12 protein-coding genes are annotated in these 21,937 nt (G+C 64.8%); 7 read left to right on the forward strand and 5 right to left on the reverse strand.

What is annotated here, in order from left to right; genetic code table 11:
• Positions 1-163: 163 nt before the first annotated feature.
• Entirely contained in the window at positions 164-433 is a 270-nt protein-coding gene (locus MKK52_RS09420; RefSeq protein WP_243953544.1) for a hypothetical protein, read from the forward strand.
• Positions 434-1,374: 941 nt separating this feature from the next.
• On the opposite strand, the gene MKK52_RS09425 is transcribed toward MKK52_RS09420, so the two are convergent.
• From MKK52_RS09425 to MKK52_RS09445, 5 genes are all read right to left on the reverse strand, one after another.
• Positions 1,375-3,675, reverse strand: coding sequence for a restriction endonuclease (locus MKK52_RS09425; protein WP_243953545.1), 2,301 nt, complete (start codon positions 3,673-3,675; stop codon positions 1,375-1,377).
• Between the two features lie 15 nt (positions 3,676-3,690).
• The gene (locus MKK52_RS09430; protein ID WP_243953546.1) at positions 3,691-6,207 is read right to left on the reverse strand and encodes a S8 family peptidase; all 2,517 of its coding nucleotides are present in this window, start codon (positions 6,205-6,207) and stop codon (positions 3,691-3,693) included.
• Entirely contained in the window at positions 6,197-7,402 is a 1,206-nt protein-coding gene (locus tag MKK52_RS09435; protein ID WP_243953782.1) for an AAA family ATPase, read from the reverse strand. Before MKK52_RS09435 ends, MKK52_RS09430 begins: the two co-directional genes overlap by 11 nt.
• Positions 7,403-7,770: 368 nt before the next feature.
• Positions 7,771-11,502 (reverse strand): SNF2-related protein, encoded by a 3,732-nt coding sequence (locus MKK52_RS09440; protein ID WP_243953547.1) that lies wholly within the window; start codon positions 11,500-11,502, stop codon positions 7,771-7,773.
• 368 nt (positions 11,503-11,870) lie between these two features.
• Positions 11,871-12,977, reverse strand: coding sequence for a hypothetical protein (locus tag MKK52_RS09445; RefSeq protein WP_243953548.1), 1,107 nt, complete (start codon positions 12,975-12,977; stop codon positions 11,871-11,873).
• A gap of 773 nt (positions 12,978-13,750) precedes the next feature.
• On the opposite strand from MKK52_RS09445, the gene MKK52_RS09450 reads away from it, so the two are divergent.
• The 6 genes from MKK52_RS09450 (at position 13,751) to MKK52_RS09475 (ending at position 21,537) form a co-directional block, all read left to right on the forward strand.
• Complete coding sequence (locus MKK52_RS09450) at positions 13,751-16,855, forward strand: MobA/MobL family protein (RefSeq protein WP_243953549.1); 3,105 nt, start codon at positions 13,751-13,753, stop codon at positions 16,853-16,855.
• A gap of 294 nt (positions 16,856-17,149) precedes the next feature.
• Complete coding sequence (locus MKK52_RS09455; RefSeq protein WP_243953550.1) at positions 17,150-17,794, forward strand: ParA family protein; 645 nt, start codon at positions 17,150-17,152, stop codon at positions 17,792-17,794.
• On the forward strand, positions 17,791-18,138 hold the full coding sequence (locus MKK52_RS09460) for a hypothetical protein (RefSeq protein ID WP_243953551.1): 348 nt from the start codon (positions 17,791-17,793) through the stop codon (positions 18,136-18,138). Before MKK52_RS09455 ends, MKK52_RS09460 begins: the two co-directional genes overlap by 4 nt.
• Positions 18,139-18,884: 746 nt before the next feature.
• Positions 18,885-19,820: a hypothetical protein gene (locus MKK52_RS09465; protein WP_243953552.1), complete on the forward strand. Its 936-nt coding sequence runs from the start codon at positions 18,885-18,887 to the stop codon at positions 19,818-19,820.
• Between the two features lie 75 nt (positions 19,821-19,895).
• Positions 19,896-21,323, forward strand: coding sequence for an exodeoxyribonuclease VII large subunit (locus MKK52_RS09470; RefSeq protein WP_243953553.1), 1,428 nt, complete (start codon positions 19,896-19,898; stop codon positions 21,321-21,323).
• A gap of 22 nt (positions 21,324-21,345) precedes the next feature.
• Entirely contained in the window at positions 21,346-21,537 is a 192-nt protein-coding gene (locus tag MKK52_RS09475; protein WP_243953554.1) for a hypothetical protein, read from the forward strand.
• Positions 21,538-21,937 lie beyond the last annotated feature (400 nt).

A 21,937-nucleotide genomic window follows, 5' to 3' on the forward strand; every position in this document is an offset into this window, starting at 1 on the left:
GGCCGGTCCCCGGCGATGGGTCCGACACTGGTGGCGCGGCACCGGACGGACCGTCGAGGAGAAGAACGTACTCCACGGAACGGGTATCGAAGCTGAGCCGTTCCTCGAGCCTGGCGGATGTCACATCCGATGGTCCGCCGGCCATAACGATGTGAGGACGCTCATGAGGAAGTCTCTGTTCGCCGCCGCCATCCTGGCGACCCTGGGTGCCGCCTCGGTCGCCCCCGCATCCGCCGCCCCCGGCATGGTCGGCGCGGTCGAGGCACCGACCGCCGTGACCGAGGTTCGGATGGACGGCATGCACAGCCATCACATGATGGGCCACCGTCACATGCGTGGTCACATGATGCGCCACCATCGCGGCCACCACATGATGGGCCGTCACCACATGCGCGGCCACATGATGGGCCACCACCGCGGTCACCGCATGTGATCGTCATGCCGCCGGGACGCACGAGCCCGGCGGCGAGCTCCGGACAGGGTGGGACGCTCATGCGTTCCACCCTTTCTCGTTTTTGGGCCATTACACCCGGACGGGGCGGGGGATGTGCGCCACCTTCTCCTGACCGGTCGGCTGCGGCAGATGATGCATAGCAGCAAATTATGGGTTTGGAAGTGACCGGCCCAGGATTCTTGGTATGGGCCGAGGGAGAGTCTGCTGTTTCACCGTTGCTGTGGCCGGCCGGAGGGCAACGATCTCTGGTTGGATTGTGTTCGGGGTTCGACGGAGAGAGTGGGCCGCTTAGGCACTCACGCTTCTCCATGAAAGAGGACCAATCCCCGACCAGGGGATCGCACGCTCCGCTTTCGATCGACCTAGGGCGTCTCTGCTCATCACAACAGAATCGCCGTCGCCACCAGTATACCGCCCAACGGCGGGACACGTTTTATTAAACCATTACCGGCTTGCTTCTTTGAGCAAGCGCGTCAATTCCGCCTCTCAATGCAAGTGGCCTATAGCAGATTGAAATGAATTCGATGATTTAGTGAAGGCTTGGCTGGGGCGCCAGGATTCTCAGCCAAAACCGAAGGGGTACGACATCAAGTGGTTAGGCTCTCGATCCCCCCTCTCGCGCGGCATCGGACCTGGGGAATGGACCATCGGAGTGGACCCTGGTCAACGCTCGGCTTTAAGCGCTCCACAACCTATAAAAATTGATGGTAGATCCGCAAAGCGCCAATAGCTGACGGTAGGTGCCCGCCCGAAAGCAGACCTTCGCCGCTGACCCAGTCCAGCTTGCGAAAGAACTCATCGTCCCCGGCCGCGCGCTCGAAATCACTCATGCGATGGCAGAGACTGCCAAGGCCGACGTTTTCGGGATCCTTGATGGCATGGACAGTGCGCAAGGGCGGCGAGTTATATCTAGCTGACGCTCAGCCCCTATCGCCGCGAAGGGAGCCAAACATGTCGGACACGCTCCGCTCACTGGCACGCTCGTCGCGCCATCGCTCTTTGTATTCGTCCTGCATGTGATCGGCATAGGCGTCCTCACGCTCCTCGAATTCGCCCTTCGCCTCTTCTACTCGTGTCAATAACGACGACACATCGACGCCAAGCTCGTCGCGGAAGAGCTCGAGATCCTCAACGAGACCGTCAAATTGCTCACGCGAGCGGCATTCGCGCAGCTCTTCCTGAAACGTTTCTCCGCAATAGGCGTCGAACGCCGCGCGGGCAGCCGAGAGTGCTGAATCGGGATGGGCTTCGGAGGTGTCGATCACACTGATCAGCTCGCGCAATTCGTCAGAGCGGCAACCATCTTGAATATCTTCGAGCAGGGCAGCTTTAATTGCCGTCGTCATGCCATCCAAAGTAACAGGATCGACCGAATGAGTGCTCTCGAGTAAGCGAATAGCGTCAACCCCACCATTGATGTCGGGCCGCTCGGTGACCCATTCCTCTTGGAGACGCGCGAAAAGCGGCGCGATGAGGGACGCGATCGAGGGCGACGCAAGCCGATCTGCCACGTCGATGATGACCTTCAGTCGCCGTTCGAATGTCGGCCCTCGGTAGCCGACCGAGCCATTACCCATATCGATGCGCCGAGCTTCGGTCATGCAGCGCGCGACCGAGGCGGCAATCGGGCCATCGTTGTGCCGGAAAGCGTCCAGGACGGCGCCGCTGCTCCGAGCCTTTGCAAAGGACCAGACGTGTTCGATCTGATCGAAGTTCTGAGCTGCGGCCACCACGTCGATCGCATTCTCCGGGATTCGACGGACAATTGCGTTCAAGAGGTCGAGAACGGACGGGTCGATGACTTCAACTCCATGGGTGCCGAACGGCTTGATAAAGGTGCCTGCTATCTCTCGTAGCGCCGACCTGAAGTCCTCCGGACGGGTCGCAAAACCGTAACGCCTGGCCCGGTGCTCGTGCAGTCTGATGAACGCCGGCTTGAGCGCGACCCCCGCTGCTTTGCCGCCCATGGAGAAGAGAACGAGCAACATGGACCGTCCGGCGTCGGTGACTTCCTGCTCGTACGCATGACGCCAGATTTCGGAAGGATCGCGCAGCAGATTGTCGATGAAGGTCCGATAGTCGCGGACGGTGACGCTACGAAGCCTGCGGAAGCTGGACAACCATTCGATCAAACGCGGATTGAATTTTTCGTGTTTGATGATGCGAAGATAATAGTCGCCCCGAAGAAGCTCATCCTGATACTCGGCCGGCAGGTCGCTGAAATACAGGTGATTGTAGAGAATACGAGCCTTCTGCGCGAAGGAGTAGCTCGGCATCTGCAGGTAGACACGGAGATCGTCTATGTCGGAATGGCGCAACCGCTCCGACCTAATCATCGCAAGCGAGTAAATATGCTCACGCGTCGTGAGAACCATTCTCGCCGTCGGCGTCGAGCGTACCATCGCGACAAATTCTAGAAGGGCTTTGTCGCTGGTGCCGGTCAGCGCAGACGACCTGTCGCCGAGGAAGGTCGCTCCCATGAAATCATCAAAATAGAAAATCTGTGGCGTGCCGGGCTGAAAGAGGGAGAGCCCTTCTTCAATGTCGCGCTGGATCACCACGGCCTGGAAGCCGCGCGCAAGATGCTCGTAAAGCAGGAGATTGGCGAGCGTTGTTTTGCCAACGCCGGGCGGCCCTGTCACGACGACGACGCGCTGCTCATTGATCATTTTCTGCGCTTGCGGATATGCGCCACTTTGAACGTAGCGTCGGGCTTCCTCGTGAACCTGACGGGCCTTGAATTCGCTCCGCGTGACTGCGGCATTGTGCAGGACGCGGTCAAGAACGGCGCGACTGGCGAGCCAAAGCTTGTAGTGCTTGCCCTCGATCTCCGGGTGCTGACCGAGCAGATTGTTCAGCCCTTCCTGACCGATTACGTCGCTCGGCGTCAGCACGTCGGCACCAATAAGAGCGACGATCGCATCCTTGTTGACGGCCGATAGCGGAACCGACGTGACCAGTACATAGCGGGTTGGTTTAAGGCGACGGACCTTTGCTGCTTCTTTGGCCAACTCCCTCAGCAGACCCGCAAGGCCAGTTCTCACGAAGTGCTTCACTTGAACGATGATTTTGCCGCTACCGGCAGCGTATCGCAGATCGATTCCGCCGTCCTTGCCGGTCTTGAAGCTTTCGATCGTGACACCCCAGTGCGCTTGCAGCAGATCGCGCGCGAGGATCTCGAGGTCGTCTGGGGACAGTTGGTGAAAGTCGTAGTCGGCCATGGTCCTATGAGGCCTTTAGGCGCGTTGGCGCACGCGGTGCGCGACCTGGATGTCGGTGACGGCCGTGGCACGGGTTTGCAGATATTGGCGGAATGTCTGGAAAATCGGCTTCGTACCGCTCTCGTCTTCCAGCGTCAGGATCAATGCAAACGGGACGCCCTCGGCGGGAAACGTTGCCTCGGCGCGGGTGAGGCTGGAGATTTCCAGACGCCAGTTCGCGCTGGTCCCTTTTCCGTCGAGATTGGCCACGTATTTTTTGGTCGGCCACCATTTGAGGCCGTGATCGATCAGGGCGCGTTCGCGCACAGGCAGGCCGCTCGTCTGCGGCAATCCGAGCATCGTCGTTTGGTCCGAGAAAGACGGATGCCCGTCTTTGCGCGGGATGGGCTGCTGCTGCTTGAGCGCGGCGTCGAGATTGACGCGTGCGAACTCGGCACCGAAGGCTGGATCGAGTGGCGGATCGTAGACGAGCGTCATGCGGACGCGTCCCGAACAAGCCTGCGTCGCGGCATCGACGAGGGCTGCCGGCCAGGCAAATTCGTACCGCATGATCTGCGGACGATCGGCACCCTTGGGCAAGCTGCCTTCGAAGACCATGGTGATGCGGTGATCCGGCGTCTCCAGCATCTCGGCGGCTGAAGGCGGGCGACCGAAGCCGGTGAATTGGCGCGCGAGGTCCTTCAGGCCGCGCTTCGTCATCGGCTCCGGCGTTTCTGCGTGATGAATGGCCAGTGCTCGCAATGTTCGCGGCGTCAGAAAATGTGACGTCGAGAGGTCGAGTTCGGCGAGCGTGCGCGCAATGAGCGGGGCCGCGAACGATGTGCCACAGACATGCATGGCTGCGCCGTCGGCTTTGCTCGATATGAGCCCGGTCGGATGCCCTGCGACGAGTGCGCCGCTGCCGCCGTAATGCACGAGATCGGGTTTGATGCCGACTTGCAGACCCGGACCGCGTCGACTGTAGCGGGCGGGCGTCTCGGCGATCTGCGGCCCGCCAGGACAATTAAGAGCGCCGATGGAGAGACCACGCACCGATTCCGTCGGCTGACAGATTGTGTCGGGCGATGTGCGGGCAGCAAAATAGGCAAGATTGTCCCGTGGCGTATTCTGCCATGGCGTTCGAGCGTCGGCAGGTTTAAGATTGCCGGCGGAATTGACAATGATCACCCCAAGTCGATCTGTGATTGCATCGAGGCGTGCGGCGAGAGTCGAATAACCGTGGCGCTGAACGGCGTTCCAGGTGTTGATCGACATGTTAAAGACGCGGATGCCGTGTTCTTCCTTTGCCTCGCGGATGCCTTGCTCGACTTCTTCGAGGAAATCGCTGAAGCCGCCGCTGTAGACGAAGTTGAAGGGCAGTCTGGGAAAGAGCGCGATGTCGTAGACCTGACAGCCGTCGCGTTCGGGAGCGATGGCGGGTCCGTTGGCGGCCTGCCCGGCGATAACGATGCCGGCGACATTGCTGCCATGCGCGGCATCGACCTGATCACGCGTCAGGTGATCGAAGCGTCCGAGTGTCCAGGCGGCGAAGGCTGCGCCGACGCCGCTGTCGATGATGCCGATCTTGGGGTAGCTGCTGCCTGGGGCCGGAGCAGGCAGAGCGAAGGCGCGCGCTTCGGTTGGGCGAAGCGCCTGCTCCAAGGTGAGGCGAACAGGGGGATCAATCCGGCGCACCAGCGGGTGGCTGGCAAGCCGATCGAGTGCCGCTTCGTGACGGTCGAGGGATGTATCGACCTCGGGCACCGTTGTCGGCAAATCGGCGCTGGTGGTCACCAGTTGGCTGAGGTCGAGAAGCGCGGGCTCGTCGGGCGAGCGCGTCAATTGCACTTCCAGCATCGGAGTCCGGCCGACAGCGGGGAGCAGATAGCTGCGCGTTCCATTGCCGAGCGAGGTGAGGAGCTTGAACAGGCTCTCGAAGAGCTGCCGGCGCCCCCAGCGGTCGGTCTCGATCGCATTGAGAGGCGGAACTTCGAACAATTCGACCTGATAGCCGGGAAATGCGCTAGGATCGACGAAGGCCTGCACGGCTTCGGCAGCCGAGAACAGGCGCTTATCGTTTGCAGGCAGAATTTCGATGCTCTCAATCGCGCCGACTTCGGAGCGCAAGCGTGTGGTTGTGCGGTAGACGCGCCCCGTGCGGGACGTGGTGACGGGAACGGTCACTTCGGCTCTATGGATGCGCGCGACAAGCTCGGGAAACTGCACCTGAGGCAGGAAGAAAAAGATTTCGCCGATCGCGCCAGCGCCAACGCATGGAAACCGGTCGGGCGTGAACAGCGCGGAGTTTGGGCGGTAGGATTTTGCGAGTGCGGCTTCGCGCAAGGTCACACGCACATAGGTCGCTGGGCCATACCCGGCGCGCGTGATGGCTTGGTTGATGGTCTCCAACGTCTGCACAAGCACATCTTGGTGCGCTCGAAAATCGGCATCGCGATCCTCGAAAAAATCCTTCTCCTCGCCTTTGCGGCCAGGATCACGGTCCTGAATGTAGTCGTCACCGTTGGTGACGAACTGGACGGGATTATTGGGCATGACGCGCCTCCGACGGGTCCGCGCGCGCAAGCCAGCGGCTGACGGTTGCCTGGTTGACGTCGATGAGCGAGGCGAGCGGCTTCTGCTTCACTGGGAATGCCGCATCATGCATCGCAGAGGCGACGAACGCCTCAATGTCATCGATCATGAGTTGGGCGCGCGGATGGACCCGCATCGACGGCTCGCGCGCGAGCACTTCGCACAACGCCTTGAAATGATGGGTCGGAGAATCGTCCTCGCCCCGCAACGCGATCTGTCGCTTGATGGCGTTGGCGTAGCGTTTCAGATCGGCACCCGAGGCACCATCTGCCACATAGGTCATCAGCTGCACGAAGGCCTGATTGACGGCGAGAGGCTTCAGGAATTGCGCCAGCATCTCGGCGCGTGCCGGCTCGTCGGGTAGGCCGAGCTGCACCTGCGTGTCGAAGCGTCGCCAGACGGCGGAGTCGAGCAGCCGGTGATGATTGGTAATAGCGATGGTGATGCCGATATCGGCGCGTGCGTCGAGGCTTTGCAGGAGGCTGTTGACGACGCGCTTGATCTCTCCGACCTCCTGCGGATCGTCGCGAAGCTTGGCGATAGCATCGAATTCGTCGAGCAGCAGCACGCAGCGGTAGCGATTGGCGAAGGCGAACAGGTTCGCGATGTTGCGGGCCGTGGTGCCGAGGAACGAGCTGATCAGCCCATCGATCCGCGCGTCGATCAGCGGCAAGCCAAGCGCGTCCGCAATGTGAAACGCGGTCAAGGTCTTGCCAGAGCCCGGCGGTCCGAAAATCAGTAGCGACCGGCCGGGTGGCACGCCGAGCGCGTTCAAGCGCTCGAAGCTTTTCCATTCGTCAATGAGGTCGGAAACCGCCTTTCTGCTCCGCTCGCTCAAGACAGGATGTCGGGCCATCTCGGACGGTTTGAGCATGATGCGACACAGGGCCTGAGACGTTTCCCGATCAACGGGCGGATGCACCTGCGGTGTCAGCGGCTCGCCCGTGATGTGGAAGCGCGACAACTCGACCTTGGTTGGTTGCATGGCTGTCGCGGTCGCCGCGGCATTCAGCAGCCGCGCCAGCGTCTCGGCATCTTTCGTGTCGCCGGCCTTGACCAGCCGCTCGTGCAACCGCTCGACCTGTTGGCGAAAAGCCGGATCCTGGGCTTTCAGCCCAAGGCGGCAAAGCGACTGTATGACCGAAAAATGTTGCACCAACGGCAGACCTTATGCGCTTGTAGCCACCTAATATGCACGTTGGATGGAAATTATGCAACGAGGAACGGTTCGCCGGCGTCAAGGCAGGATTTGGTCAGGCAGTTCCTCTGCTTCGTTCCGCCCGGAGGTCAGCGCCCTCGTGAGCCTGCCCAAAGCTCAAAGCCGGACGGGGAGGAGGTCGGTCATGGTCATGTCGGCGGCTGGCGTAGCTGCCAATCGGCTCACCCTAGAGCGGACGCTCCCAAGGGCCGAAATGGGTCAGCAATTCGCATGTTGCTTGTTCGGCTTTACGTCAGAAGCCAGCCTGCAGACCCTAACCAGAATTGGACCATCGCGGCTGGCTTACTCACGCGCGCTTTCAACTACTAATTCACATTATCTGCGGACCAACCGGTAGTACCCCGCTTTCCCAGCGCTACCCGACCCTGTATCTGGTTGGTGGAGGGCTCGTAGACGAATCCTGCTTGGCGTGACTTCAAGCCTAATAGCGTGCGGACCTCAGACGCCATGGCGACTCGGAGGCCGTTCGGTGACACAACACCGGCTTCAATCCGGCATTTACCCTTGCGAAGGGTCACTGCTTCCTGAGCTGCCGCCATGACCCAGGTATCTTGTCGATCAGTGGCGCGGTTGACGCCGTCGAGCAGAGCAACAAGTGGCGCGAGACGCGGTGGAGCAGTATTCGTGGCGAACGTGTAGAGGATCCCGATTCCTGTAAGCGCGCAGATCCTGACATCCTCTGGGTGCACGGCTTGTCCACTCCAGCCGCACGGTTGGGCTTCGGCAGGTAAACAATATAATCCATGCGCGGCCTGCACGGCTTTCTCCTCGAGCATTAGCGCCCCAGAAACGCTGCTCGGCACGAGGAGGCGTTTCAACACGCGGCTTCCGGTAACGACGCAGCGGCCAAGCTCCGATGGGAGGGCGCGAGTTCCCGTGGTTGCGCAGGACTCCAGGATACCGGGGCGAACCAGATGTCCCGTCATGCCGCACCGTTCGCCCTCGCTTGGGGCGAGGAGGCCTCGCGTCTCGTGGCAGGCCACGAATTCGTCCTGATGACCAGTGCGCCCGGATACAGCCGACGACGCGGCCCGATCCTCCCGGAAGAGCTTGCCTGACAGATCACTCGTCCGGAGCTCGCTCCGCAACGCTTCGTCGCCTGAGAAGGCGCAGCGCCCAAAATAGTTGGCCTCTGCATGCTTGCCGCTGACTGCTGATGTTTTGAGCTGGTCACGTCCTACGAGTTTGCCGGACATTGCCGACCGCTCGACCTCATCGGTTAGTAGACAACGATCTGTCAGCGCACACCGGACCACGTACTCGGGCAGCGCGCGACGGCCACCAAGTTCCGACGCCTGCAAGCGATGCCGCAGTTCTCGCTGCCCGCTGATCGCGCACGCATCAAGGCAGGTCTCCGGTACGGCCTGCTGATTAGTGCCGCATGATGCGAGTGCCGGCGCCGCTAAAATGTGGCTAGAGGAGGGGACGATCGTCAGCTCATCCGCATAGCCGCCGTCGCCTACCCGGTAGCTGACCCGCAGCTGCACGTCCCGGAGAACAGCGCCTTCCGCGCCTGCCAGCACGAACGACAGGCGCGGTGTGAAATCCTCCTCCATCTTGGCACGCTTTCGGGCGTCCTGACCCGCCGAGGCCATCTCCTGTCCGCGCCGTTCCAGATAGAACCGCGTGAACTCCGCGATGCCGGGGTCCTGACGGGCCGCCTCCATGACTTGGTCGACGCTAAGCCCCAACGCTTTGGAGGCTGCGTCGAGAACTAAAGGGAGCGGAGCCAAAGCATCACGGGTGAATGGAAACTCTGTCCGATTACGCGGTGCACAACGCACCTCGAGCAGCCGCTCGTAGCCGTCGTGCGCAACAGTCGCCCGAACACGAACTAGAATAACGCCTTCGAACCAGCGGCGCGCGATGGCGCTTTCCGTGCCGACCAGTGCCCCCCCGAAGCTTTCGACCCATTGCTTCGCCGCTGCATCAGCCCCATGCCGCGGATCCGCGTCGAGGTCACGGACCGCATAGCGGCCGCTGGCCACCATCCGCTGCACCATCCGGCAGAAAGCAGGCGAGCCTGGCTGGCAAAGGGAGGACCGCGTCCCGCTCATCGCCTCGCGCTCGAAGCGGATCACTTCCTGGCCGCTCTCATCCTCAACCGCGAACAGACGATCGGCCAGTGGCGTGACCCGCGCGCCGAGCTGGCCCAGAGCGCCAAGAGCAAAGGGTTGGTACTCCATCGAACGGGTCTGCGGCGGCAGGCTCGGTGCCCGCGGCCCGACATAACCCTGGCCGTCCGTGTCCCCCAGCATCGCATCGATGCGCTTTTCTTCTTCAATGAGCGCCTGCTTAGCCGCCGCGATGCTCTGCTCGGCCATTGCCACGCTTGCTTTGACGTCCGCACCCTTGAGCGCTGCCACCACGAGTTCGCGGATCCGTTCTTCGAAGCCCGCGGCGCCATCCTCGCCCCCTACGGAGCCTTCCAGCAACGATTCGATGTCGCCTATGGCGCTCGTCGACATCTGCAGCTTCTCCATGAGCCGCCCAACGATGTACTCCTCGAAAGTCCCCTGCAGCGTGACATTCAGAATGCTGACATGGGCGTGCTGGGATGCGAGTCGTTGTACCCGGCCGATGCGTTGTTCCACGATCATCGGGTTCCAAGGTAGGTCGTAGTTCACCAGCACGTTGGCGACCTGCAGGTTCACGCCCTCTGACCCAGCCTCGGTCGAGACGATGACGCGGTAGCCGGGCGGATTGGCCCGGAAGCGTCCAATTGTCTCCTGGTTGCGCGCACCAGACGTGCCGTTGATAATCCCCACCGTCAGGCCGTGTCCCTCCAGAAATTCCTGGATGGTGGTCTGAGTCTCCCGCCGTCCCGTGAAGACGACCAGCCGCCAGCTGTCCGGATTCTCGTGTTTCAATTGGGTGATCAGTCGTCCGAGGCCGTCCAGCTTTGCGCTCGTCGTCATGCCCCGCACGACTGCCCTCACCGCGCCCGCAAAATCGGCCGCAATCGTGCCGTTGCGCTCCATGTTATCGAGCTGGGCGCTGAGCGCATGCGGGCTGCTTGTCAGCGCCTGGAGGATGCCGATCTGCGCCAGACGATTGAGCTTCTCGATACCCTTGGCGACGATTGCGATCAGTTCGAGCTCGGCTGGTGTCGGCTGCACCCGGTGCAGCTGCACCTTGCGGTCGGGGAAATGGAGCTTGGCATCGCCGCGACGCACCCGAGACATGTAACCATAGACGATCGACCGGAACGCCTCGGCCGCCTCCGGCTTCAGCTGGCGCGCCTGCTCTCGGTCACCTGCGATGAAGCGCCGGGCAAACTGGCCTTCGTTGCCGAACGGGTTCTCGTGTCCCCTCGCCACGGTGAGCAGATCGACTAGCGAATAGAGGTCCCAAAGCCGATTCTGGATCGGCGTGGCCGTTAGCATCAGCACGAACCGGAACCGCCGCGCCGCTAACGCACTCCGAATGACCTGCGCCACTTTGGGCGGCTCAGGTGTACCGTAGAGATTTCGTAGCTTGTGCGCCTCGTCGAGGATCAGCATCTCGAAGCGATCGGCAGGAAGTTTCTCCAAGTAGAGCCGCGCTGAATTGTACGTTGTGATGATCGCGCCGACGCCGTCCGGGTTTGCGCTTAGCAGGTCACGGCCCGTTGCGACCTCGGCCGGAATATCGAACTTCGTTTCCAGTTCCTCCTTCCACTGTGGTCCAAGGAGTTTGGGGCAGACGATCAGGGACCGCGACAGCCGTGAACGCGCGATGAGCTCACTCATCACCAAGCCCGCACTAATCGTCTTGCCTAGCCCAACATCGTCCGCGAGCAGCGTTACAGGCAGGCGGCGACAAAAAGTAATCAGGTTGCTGACTTGATGATGGAAAGGCTCGACCCGGTCACGCCACTGCGCTTCCGACTTCACGTCCTTACGTGACTCGATCACGATCGGATCGGTCAGGTCCCATTCAAGGGCTGCCTTATAGATCCGATATTCCTCAGGCGAGCGCACCGCGCGAAGAAGCTTTGTCTGCCATTCTGAATCAGCGGTTATGTGCTGCAAGGGATTTTCCTTTTCAAAGTTCATAATGCCGGGACCAGGGGGCTCACTCAAGATTGCAGGGAGCTTGATTTTCGTCCGATGGCAGTCATCAACATCCTCGCGCGCCGCGGCAGCGCAGCGTGCGATGTCATAATAATTTTTAGCGCGCCTCGACCCTCGACTTCGCCGTCATCCTCTTAGACAGTGTAGCTATCGCTAGCGTTTCTGGGCATGTCGTAGAGGTCGGCCTTAGGGATCTCCACTCGTACGGCTGGATGGCCGGACGTCGAACTATCACCTGTCGTCGGGGTCGGATCGGCCTGAGGCATGTATCCAGTGGACCGATGATTGGCTCGGCTCCGGTGCTAGCACTGCACCGGAGCCGCCACAGAGGCTCGGCGAGCCCATCGGCCTCAGGTCGACAGCGCGCCCTCGTGAACGTCGACCTCGTAGGCGGAGGCGTCGTTGCCGTAGCCTTTGGGCACCGCTTGCAGCCCGGCGCCCGACGCGAGCCAAGGACGTGTTGGAAGGAGCATGACGAGTTCTTCCCAAACCGGATGCAAAACGGGGTCAATGGGAATGCGACACCAGTCTTTGTAGGAAGCAAATTTCTCCTCAGCCTCCTCAAGCGTCGTCGTTCCGCCCGGGCCGCCCGTCGCTATTGCCAGAACCAACCCATACAATTCGAGGAGAGCGGGCCAGACGTGGCGTCGCGCCTGCTCGCGCCAGATCGCCTGCTGGATCGGCTCTCGGTAGCCAGCTCCCTCATCGGACAAGAGCCAAGTCAGCACTTCATCCTCAGCGACTGGCAGCGCAGACGAAGGCATGTCGCCGATCTCCGGGAGCAGCGGCAAGAGCTCACCGATATTGAGAGGGCCTAGCTCCCATTGGTCACCAATGCGCATCCCGCACAGCGGGAACCGCGCACTGACGCAGGGCGGCGGCGCGTCGACATCCAGCCAACCGGGTGTTGATGCGGCGACAAGCGCGTACAGCCCCTCCAGATCCAAGCGAGGTTCCTCCTCGTCCAGCTCGTCGGCGCGATCCATGATGGCAGCGAGACTGGGAACCTCGTAGAGACTGTCACAGTCGTCCTGTTCCCGAGGGTCCTCCTCAGGGTCCGGATCGTCCCAGGCTTCCCATTCAGAATGGCATCCGGAAAGCGAAAGATGCTCCGCCGAACCGGCAGATCGCGCCGATCGCATCCTGCGACCCGCGCGACGAGCACGCTCCTCGTTCTTGATTGCCGTGAAGGTCTCGACCTCGGCGAGATCGACCGCGTAGGAGATCTGCTTGTGCATCAGGACCTCGGAACGCTCGAGGAACTCCCGGAGAAGGGCCTCGACCTTCGCGTTCGTATCCGCGATGCCCTTCTTCAGTGCGGCCCGGCGAGCGCCGGCCTTCTGCTGGCCCCACGGGTGGGGGTCGGCGGGCTGAAGGGTGCGTGATCTCAAGCCGAGCTCGATCCGAACGGGTGCGAACGCCGTCTGAATCATCAGGGTGTAGGATAGGGGTTCCACGAGTCTCCAACCTCATCAATCGCCTCATGCGTGAAGGCGACAAGAGGAAGAGCGAACGGTCAAGCCTCGTGCCGGACCGCGCGTGCTCCGGAACAGCCCTTTGGGCAGCCACGGTGCGCGGCCTGAGCAGCCATCAAAACCCCAGAACCTGAACCCCAAAAGACACCCGCCCCGACGGGCAGCGGCCGGGCTTTGCCGTTCGTGCGGGACCACGAACCAAAGCCCGGCCAGGACCCCGGAAGGACAGGATCCCCCGGAAGGACGGACCCAAAAGAACTTCCCGGTTCACCTGCGTGCCCCAGCCGAACCGGGAACAGGGCTCAGCTCCCCTAATACGGAGCAGCCCGGCGGCAGCTCCAAATTAAGCGGCTCCTTCGAGCCGGCTTCGACTTCCCAAACGGAGGCGGGCTGACCGGGCCGTCACCCCAAGGATTGAGGTACGGCCGACGGCTCGACGCCGGGCCGAACCAACCTGTCCGACGAGGCCCTGCGGCCTTCCGCGGATGACCTGCCGCCGGGCTTTTTGCGCGCGTCCAGCGGCCGACAAAATGCAAGGGTGCGGCGGAAACACGCAGGTAGTCTGAGCGCACTCTGAACCGGCCTCTCAGTCTACGATGGTTAGCAATTTGCTACCCCTGGCAGGTCTCGGGTTAAATCCTGAGCATCGATTCGAGCTTCGAATCGCTACACTGACGATCGGTTTGCTCGAATCGAGCATAGCTGCCTAAGCTTGGCCTCCGTTACGAGACGTTGCTTCCAGGCAGCCACCGCTCATGTTCGATCAGTCCCACACGCACCTGTTCGTGCGCGGAACACTCGCGTCCGTTTGCGGCAGCGCGACCGACCGCGGAACGTCCGGCCACCGTCTCGACCCTCCTCGCGCGCTCGAGACGGCACTACGCTTCCACAAGCAGCCGGGCATCCGGTTCGCCACGCGCGAGGGCCGCGAGCGCCCTCTGTCGCGTGACGGGGCCGTGACGTGCCACTTCGCCCAGACCTCGATCTCCAAGACCTCGCCGATCCGGGCGATGATCCGGGCCGCCAGGACGGACCGGCGCTACAGCGGATCCGGGGCGTGCGCGCACGAGAGCTACATCGAGCGGCCGGGCGCCGCCGAGCGGCTTACCCTGCCACAGGGCCGCCCCGTCAGCGGACGCGACGGGCTTCAGCAGCAGGCCTATCTCGAGCGGGACGGGGCGGTCGAGGCGGACCCGGACGACAGCCTCGCGCTGGCCTCGTTCGGCACGATCGGCGACACGTTCGAGGCGCGCACGCACTTCTGGGACCTCGTCGAGGAAACCGAACGCTCGCCGCAGGGCGATCGCATCACGATTGATCCGGCACAGAACCTGGACTGGTGGGCGAAAGCCCGGGGCGCGATCGACGGAGCGCCGGAGATGGGCCGGACCCGGCTGCGGGCTGCGAGCGCGGGGGATCCGGCTCCCGTGGAGCTGACGCTGCCGACGCACGACGCCTTGGCGCTATGGCGCTGGGCCGAGGGCGTGGGTACCGGGGCGCCGATCAAGATCGCGCCGGGGCGCGGTGGGCGCACGCAGACCCGGATCATTGCCGAGCTGCCGCACGAGCTCGACGGCCACGCACGCTTGGCCATCGTGCGAGCGTTCGCGGGCAAACTCGCGGCCCGAGGCTTTCCCTACTGGGCCGTGGTGCACGCGCCCGACGCCAACAACGACCGGCGCAACTACCACGTCCACATCATCTACTACGACCGCCCCGCCCGGCGCATGCCGCACCCGGACACCGGCGTCGCCACTTGGGACTTCGCGATCACGCAGGAAAAGCGGCGCGCGAACCGCACCAAGGTTCTGGAGCGGCCCTATCGGCAACCGAAGGACCGGGCGAGCCATGATCGCGCCTGGATCAAGGATCTGCGTACGCACTGGGGCACGTGCTGCAACGCAGTGCTGACGGAAGCCGGGATCGGCAAGCGCTACGATCTGCGCAGTTACGCCGCGATCGGCATCGACCAAGCTCCGGGCGTGCACGTCCCGGCACGCCAATACAACAAGGAGCGCAAGGGCAGCCTGACGGAGGCGGGATCCGATCTCGCCCGGCGCCAGTGGCAGGCCGAGGCGGACCGGATCCTCGATGACCGGGCGCGGATGACCGGGGAGAAGCTCGGCCTGCTGCTGGTGCAGGGCCGTCATGCCGAACTCACTGCGTTCAGCCACGGAGGGACGGCGGACCGCCATGGGGACGGCGTCGCGGTCGGGCCGGTGCGCACCCTGATCCGGCGCGGCCTCGCCCTCGTCGAGGAGATTGGCCGGCTGGAGCTCGCACGGGATCTGGCAGCACTGGTCCTCACGCGGACCCTGTCCCGGCCCCGGCTGCTTCTCGCAGCGGACGCGGCACACGTGCACGGGCGTCATGCGACCGTTGATACCGCGCATCCCAAGCCCGCGGATCCTGCGGTGCCAGAAGGCGAGCGCTCCGGTGACGCTCATCGGAGCGACCTTGTCCGGTTCTGCGACGACCTTGAGCAAGGTGCCGTGCAGCTCGCAGCCGCCTACGAGGCACGGATCGCCGAGCGGCGCGGGCGACTAAATCTGATCCGGGCCGACCTCGCCGGGCCAGAGACATCGACCGGCCCGGTTCGGAGCTCAGCTTCGAGCATCGGTCGGATCGATCCGGCTCTGACGGGGGACAGCGATCCTGCGACCGCAGCCGATCCAGTCCCGGCGACGCTGTTCGCCGCCCGCGTGCGCGCAAGCCTCGATCCCGGCACCGCCGCGCTCTGGGCGCGGTTCGCCGCGGTCGAGCCGGAGATGACCGAAGCGGTCGCCGTGACGCCGTCGCCAGCGACCATTTTGCGCGAGAGGACGCCGATCGTCGTCCCCGCCGCCCGTCTTCCGCCCGACCGCTCTGCGGTCGAACGCGCCGCCTCGCACGCCCCGACCTGGTCCGACGCCGTCGAGCAGGCGGCCGAACGTCACGCCGCGCGGTCGACGCCCGCGGGACCGGCTGCCGGTGAACCGGCGCTGCGCTCGCGTCGACAGCCACCGTTCGATCTTACCCTCCGGTTCGGTCAGGCTCGCCGCTCCAACGGTGCGCCGCTGATCCCACCCGGGCATCCCGCCCCTCGCGGTGTTGAAGCCGCCTTTCCTGACAATCTCCGAGAGGACCTGCCGATCGCGTCCCAGACCGAGGCGCGTCGTCCAGCCTCGCTGCCCGCGTCGGCTATGGGCTCAGCACCGGCAGCAGCCTTGACTGAGAGCACGGCGACGATGGCTTCGGCCCCGATGCCCGCGTCGGCTGTGAGGTCAGCAACAACAGCGTCACCGACGGCCGTTGGGTTGACCATCACGGCGATCGCGAAGCCGCCGATCGTGCTGGCACCGCTGCAGCAGGAGGTCGAAGCCGCGTCCGTCGTGCCGGCTCCGGTCGCCGCCGCCGTCGAGCAGGCCGCACCGGCGCTGCCTGCTACGCGGATCATCGCCGAGCGAACGTCCGCGCCCGCGGCGTCCGCTGCGACCCGGCTCCCGCCGATCGAGCGTGCAGCGACTGCGATCGAACCGCATCTCCCGACCTCCGCCTCGGAGGGCGGAGCGGAGCGTGAAGCGGAGACGCCGATGGCACCTCGCAAACCTGTCGCGCTCCAGGAGCCCATCCAGACGGTGGAGCGCGACGACGCTGGCGACGCCCCCTGGCCATTCCCGCCGCGGGTCGAAGCGCCAGCCCCGGCCGTTCGGGTAGCGCCCCCGGCCCCAGCGCCGACTGAAGCCCCACCGCTGAGCGTGCCGATCTCGGCCGTTCACGGCGCGGACGTGCCTGCCTCACGGGCCAAGAGCCGTACGGACGTCCGTCGGCGCTCACCACCATCGCGAACCGGACGCGGCGGCCGCGAGATCGGAGACTGAGATGCGCACACCCCATCCCCTTCTCGCTGGACACCGCCTTCGCGCTGGACACCGCCTTCGCGCGCTGCGCGTGGCGAGCGGCCGGTGTCGCCCGGTGAGGCCGGACAGCACCACAGCGCTGCAGCCCTACGCCATCATGGCGCGACGGCGCCGTGAGGCTCCGATGCCGTGGCGCGATGATGCCGTGATGCCAAGGCGTCCAGGCGCGAGGATGCCATCGCATCGTGGCACTTCGGTGCCGAAGTGCTGTGATGGAACACCCTGGAGCTATCGCCCACGCGAGGGGATCGCGTGATGGACGTGCTCGCGATCGCAACCCAAAAGGGTGGTACCGGCAAGACTACGGTCAGCGTCAACCTTGCGGTCGCCGCCGCGGAGGCTGGACGGCGCGTCGCCGCCCTCGATCTCGACCCGCAGGCCTCGCTCGCCGGCTGGGCCGCCCGACGCGAGGCCGACGATCCGGCCGTCGACCATCTCGGGTTGGAGCGGATCGGGCAATTGCCCGAGATCCTCGCCGCGCTCGAGCGGCAGGGTTACGACCTCGTCGTCCTCGACAGCGCCGGTGCCCTGAACCCAACCGCATACCGCGCCCTGCGCGCGGCCAGCCTCGTCCTGATCCCCGCCAGGCCGACCTTACTTGATCTCTTGGCGACCGAGCCGACACTGCGCGCACTCGCTGAGATCGACCTCGCCGACCGCGTGGCCCTGCTGCTGAACCAGTGTCCGACGCAAGGTCAGGCGCGCGCGGGTACCTATGCCGAGCGACTTCGCCGCTGGGGGCATCTCGCCGAACCGCCGCTGACCCAGCGCGTGGACTACCAGGACGCGCTGCTCGGCGGGCAGGGCGTCACCGAGTTCGCACCGGCCGGCAAGGCGGCCGGGGAGATCCGCGCCCTGTGGGCTTGGATAGAGCAGCGCCTGAAGGAACCCTGCCCATGAGTGAGACGACCCGCCGTCCCCCGAAGCGCCTTAGCCTGCTCAGCGGCCTCGATCTGACGGGAGGGCAACCCGACGCCGGGGCCGCCGCCACTCCGGCCGGTTACGCCGCCATCCCGGCCGACCACGCCATGCCAGAGCCGCCTCGCGAGGTTCGGACCCCGGGCCGCCCCTCGAACACGACGCGGAGAACCTCGGTCTATCTGTCTTCAGCGATGCTGCGACAGCTGAAGCAACTCGCGCTCGCTCGCGACTGCAAAGTGAACGACCTCCTCGTTGAAGGGGCGGCGGCCGTCCTTCGCGAGAGCGGTTACCCGCTCACTTCGACCTCGCGCGACGTGCGCTGAACGCGTCAGCGCCTTCGCACCGGCATTACGGCGCCACGATGCAACAGCATCACAGCGCTCCGGCATCATGAGGGTCCGATGCCGTGAAGCGCCGGGTCCATCGCACTCCAGCATCACGGCGTTCCCGCGGAAGAACGCTGCGAATGCTCGATCCGGTCCCGGAAGCTCGGCACTGGGCACAGCGAGGATGCGTTCGTTGCCGTGATCACCGCCTGCGCGTGTCGGGTGCGCATCTGGGGCCATGCCTGGACCCGATACGGCTGGAGCGCGGCAATCCACGTGTTGCATCACGACGCGGAGGAGAGCGCTCGAGCGTTCGGTGGAAACTCGCCAGCGATATCGTCTGAGTCGAAGCAGGCCGTTGGGACATGCGAGCAGGCTTCCCGCCCGAGTTCGTTGATCGTGCGGTCTTGCCAGAGGTCGTGCCCGTGACCCCGGCAGGGCGCCGGAGGTTCGAGGGGGTACGACGAAGATGGGTAAGCGAAACGGCCAATCCCTGACGCATCGCTGCGCGGCCGACGCGGGGAGGAATAGCGGCTTCAAACATCAAGGCGAACAACGAGACGACGTGCTCCCGGGCCTCTGCGGCCGCGGAAGCGGAGGGGAGGGGGCAAGCAAAACGGATTGGCGAAGGCCCTTCGCCCCAAAGCCCAGGAGGACGGGGACGGCACGGCGCGACGCTCGGACAGCGTCGGCTGAGGTCGATGAGGCGCCCTCATTCCTCCCTCTGATCACGGATACCCAAGATGACACGAGACGACACGCCGCTCACCGGCGCGAACGAGACCGGTTGCGCTCTCGAGGCCACGGGCCTTTGGGTGCGCGCACGGGTCGATCGGCCCCGCCGGCACAAGGACGGCCTGCTGTTCGATCTCCGGCCGCTCGATCCCGGCCGAGCCGGGTGCCTCACCGCCTTCCTGTCCGCTGCGTTCATCCAGCAGATCCAGGACGCCAGCGGCGTGCTGCTCGATGCCGACGGCCTCGCCGGCGAGCACATGCTGATGCTGACCCTGGTGGTCGATCCGCTGCTCGGCGTCCGCGGGCAGATCATCGGCTTCGACAGGGGGGCCTTCCTGCCGGGATGGGTGGAACAGGATGCTGCGGTCCGCCAAGCGCTGAAAGCGGCCTACCTCTGGCAGCGCCAGCATGACCTGCCGCTGCCGCGCCGTTTGCGGCGGGTGTTCCTGATCGAGCCGGATGACGGCGCGCTGCACCCGCTTGGCGAGGAACTCGCGCGCTGGTGGGCGTGCGGGGCGATCGAGCTGATCCGGCACCCGGTCGCATTCGAGCAGCCGGGCTCGGTTGCGGCGCTCCGGCACGCGTTCGATTGCGCCATCGATCAGTACGAGTGGGGCTCCCTCGACCTCGTGATCGTCGAGCCGGGGGCAGGCTTCGCGTTCCGCGCCCTGTCGGACGACGGGCTGATGCGTCAGGTCGCGGTCCTGCCGGTGCCGGTCGTGACGCATCGTGCCGGCGCGCCGACGCTGATCGACGACCTGGCGTTCCGCAGCTTCGATCATTCGGACGAGATCCTGGCCTTCCTGTCCGGCATCCTCCGGGAAGAGCTGCGCCGGGCGGACCGGCCGCGTCTCGCGGCAATCGCCGAGCTGGTCGAAGCGCCTCCCGCTGCGGACGCGACGGCAGACACGCAGCCCTTCGTGCAGGGGCCGCTGTTCGACTGACGCCCTCCCCACGATCCGGCTGCCCACGGAGGCCGCCGGATCGCCTCATCCTTCCCGACGGACACGAATGACCCGATGCGACACCACAACTTCTTCAACCTGAGCGGAGGGCCGCCCCTGCGCTCGGCGCCATCGCGCGCGGCAACCCGTCCTCCCGGCCGCCCGGACGACACGGATGGGCCCCGGCGCGCCGACGGGACCTGCGAGCTCCGCGACCTGATCGGCTGGCTGCGTCAGCGCCTGCGCGGCGAGCACACGGTCCGGGCCTGCGTGCTGACCGTCGAACCCCTCGGGTCCGACGGCACCCTGCTCCTCCTCGGCGAGGCCGATGCCAGCGGCAGTGCCGACCCGCCACGGCTCAAGGTCCGGCTCGCCGCGGCCGACCTTGCCGCCTTCCGAGCAACGACAGGCGATGACCTCGATCCCGCGGCCCTGGTGAACCGGACCGTCGTGGTCAGGCTGCAGACCAGCCTGCGCCAGCGCTACGGGCGTGGGGCCGGGGTGCAGGCCCGGGTCACAGAGCTTCTCACGATCGGCGCGGTGCCGCTCGATGGCGAACTCGAGCGTGAGCGCACCCTGCAGCGCCTGCGGCGGGAGGGGCGCCGCTTTGGTCCCGGGACCTGGGTGAAACCGGACGATCCCCACCACGTTGCGCTCATCGTGTCCGAGTTCGGCGAAGCCCGCCGCGACGTCGAGCATGTCCTGCGTCCGCTCGAAGAGAGCGGCTTGGTCCGCATCCACCGGGTGTGGGCGACGTTCGAGGGGCCGGGTGCGGAGCGTGCGCTGGGCGAAGCGTTCGCCTGTGTACGAGACCGGCACCGCGATCACGGCCTGTCGGCGACCCTGGTCTGCCGGGGCGGGGGACCGGTCGAAGGGTTCCAGGCACTCAACGCCTATGCGACGGTACGCGCCGCGGTCGAGGCTCCGAACCTCATCGCCGGTCTGGGCCATGCCGGCACGCCTGTCACCGCCTTGGATGCGGTCGCGGCGCGATCCGAGCCGACCCCGACGGCGGCAGCCATGCTCGTACGCCAGCTGGTCGAGGCCACAGGCGTCCGGGCCGAGCGCGCGCTCACGGCTTATGATGCTGCCGTCGCCGACGATCTGGAGGCGGCCGGCCGCATCGCCGTGGCACGGGCAACGCAGGCGTTCGACCAGAGCCTGCGCGATCTCGCGGAGTTTGCCCAACAGCGGCTGCGGCAGCTGGATCGGGCGGTCGAGCAGAGTCTGCTGACGAGCCTTGCTGCCGCGACGGGGGGCGCGACCGGCATGGCTGCTGGCATCGGGTCGAACGCCGCGCCCGTCGACACGCTCGAACTTGGGGACGGGGATGACCACGACCACCCGCCCGTGGAGGCGGGCTGGGCCCTGGTGACCGCGGCCGGCACCGGCCTCGTCATCGGCAGCTACGACGAGCTCAAGTCCAACATGCCGCTGTTCCTGCACTTCCGCGACGGAACGATCTTCGTCCAGGTCGTGCCGACCTCCGTCGCCTACAACTGATCACACACCGAGGAGAGACATCATGACCGAGACCCACTTACCCAAGACGCCCAGCTTCCTCACGGCGGTCAAGCGCATCGAGGCCCTGACCCAGGAGATCCGCAAGGATGGCTTGGCCGCCTTCGAAAAGGCCGAAGTAGCCTATGTCGAGGTGCAGGAGCTGCGCGCCGTGCTGAATGGCCGGATCGCGGACTTGCGCCGCCGAGCAGCATAGCGCGACGATCTTGATATCCGCCGGTGCCAACGCATCGGCGGTGATCGCGTTAGACGTGCGGTCACGACTTAAGTCGCGGACGCCGCTGCAGTACAGGCATGAGTACTGATCCAAACCCCAAAAGGGCTCGAGAGCCCCAACTGTGGGCAAACGGGAGGCTGCCTTTGGATCCGTCACTCGAGGGCGCCGGTATACTACATGTGCAACTTCAAATCCTCGCCAGGCTCGGCCGCCTCGTCGGCATAGCGCCTTTCCAGGTCCGGAAGCGGACGTTCCGCACCCGACCCTACTCGGTCATAGAAGCAAGCCAATGGCGGCCTTGAAAGCAGACGTTGCAGCTGGACGCGCGCTGCGAACGCATGCTCTCGGATTCCCGCTTCCCGCGCTCGTGAGGCCGCCC

Source organism: Methylobacterium sp. J-067 (assembly GCF_022829465.1).
In the GTDB taxonomy this organism is placed as follows: Bacteria; Pseudomonadota; Alphaproteobacteria; order Rhizobiales; family Beijerinckiaceae; genus Methylobacterium; species Methylobacterium litchii.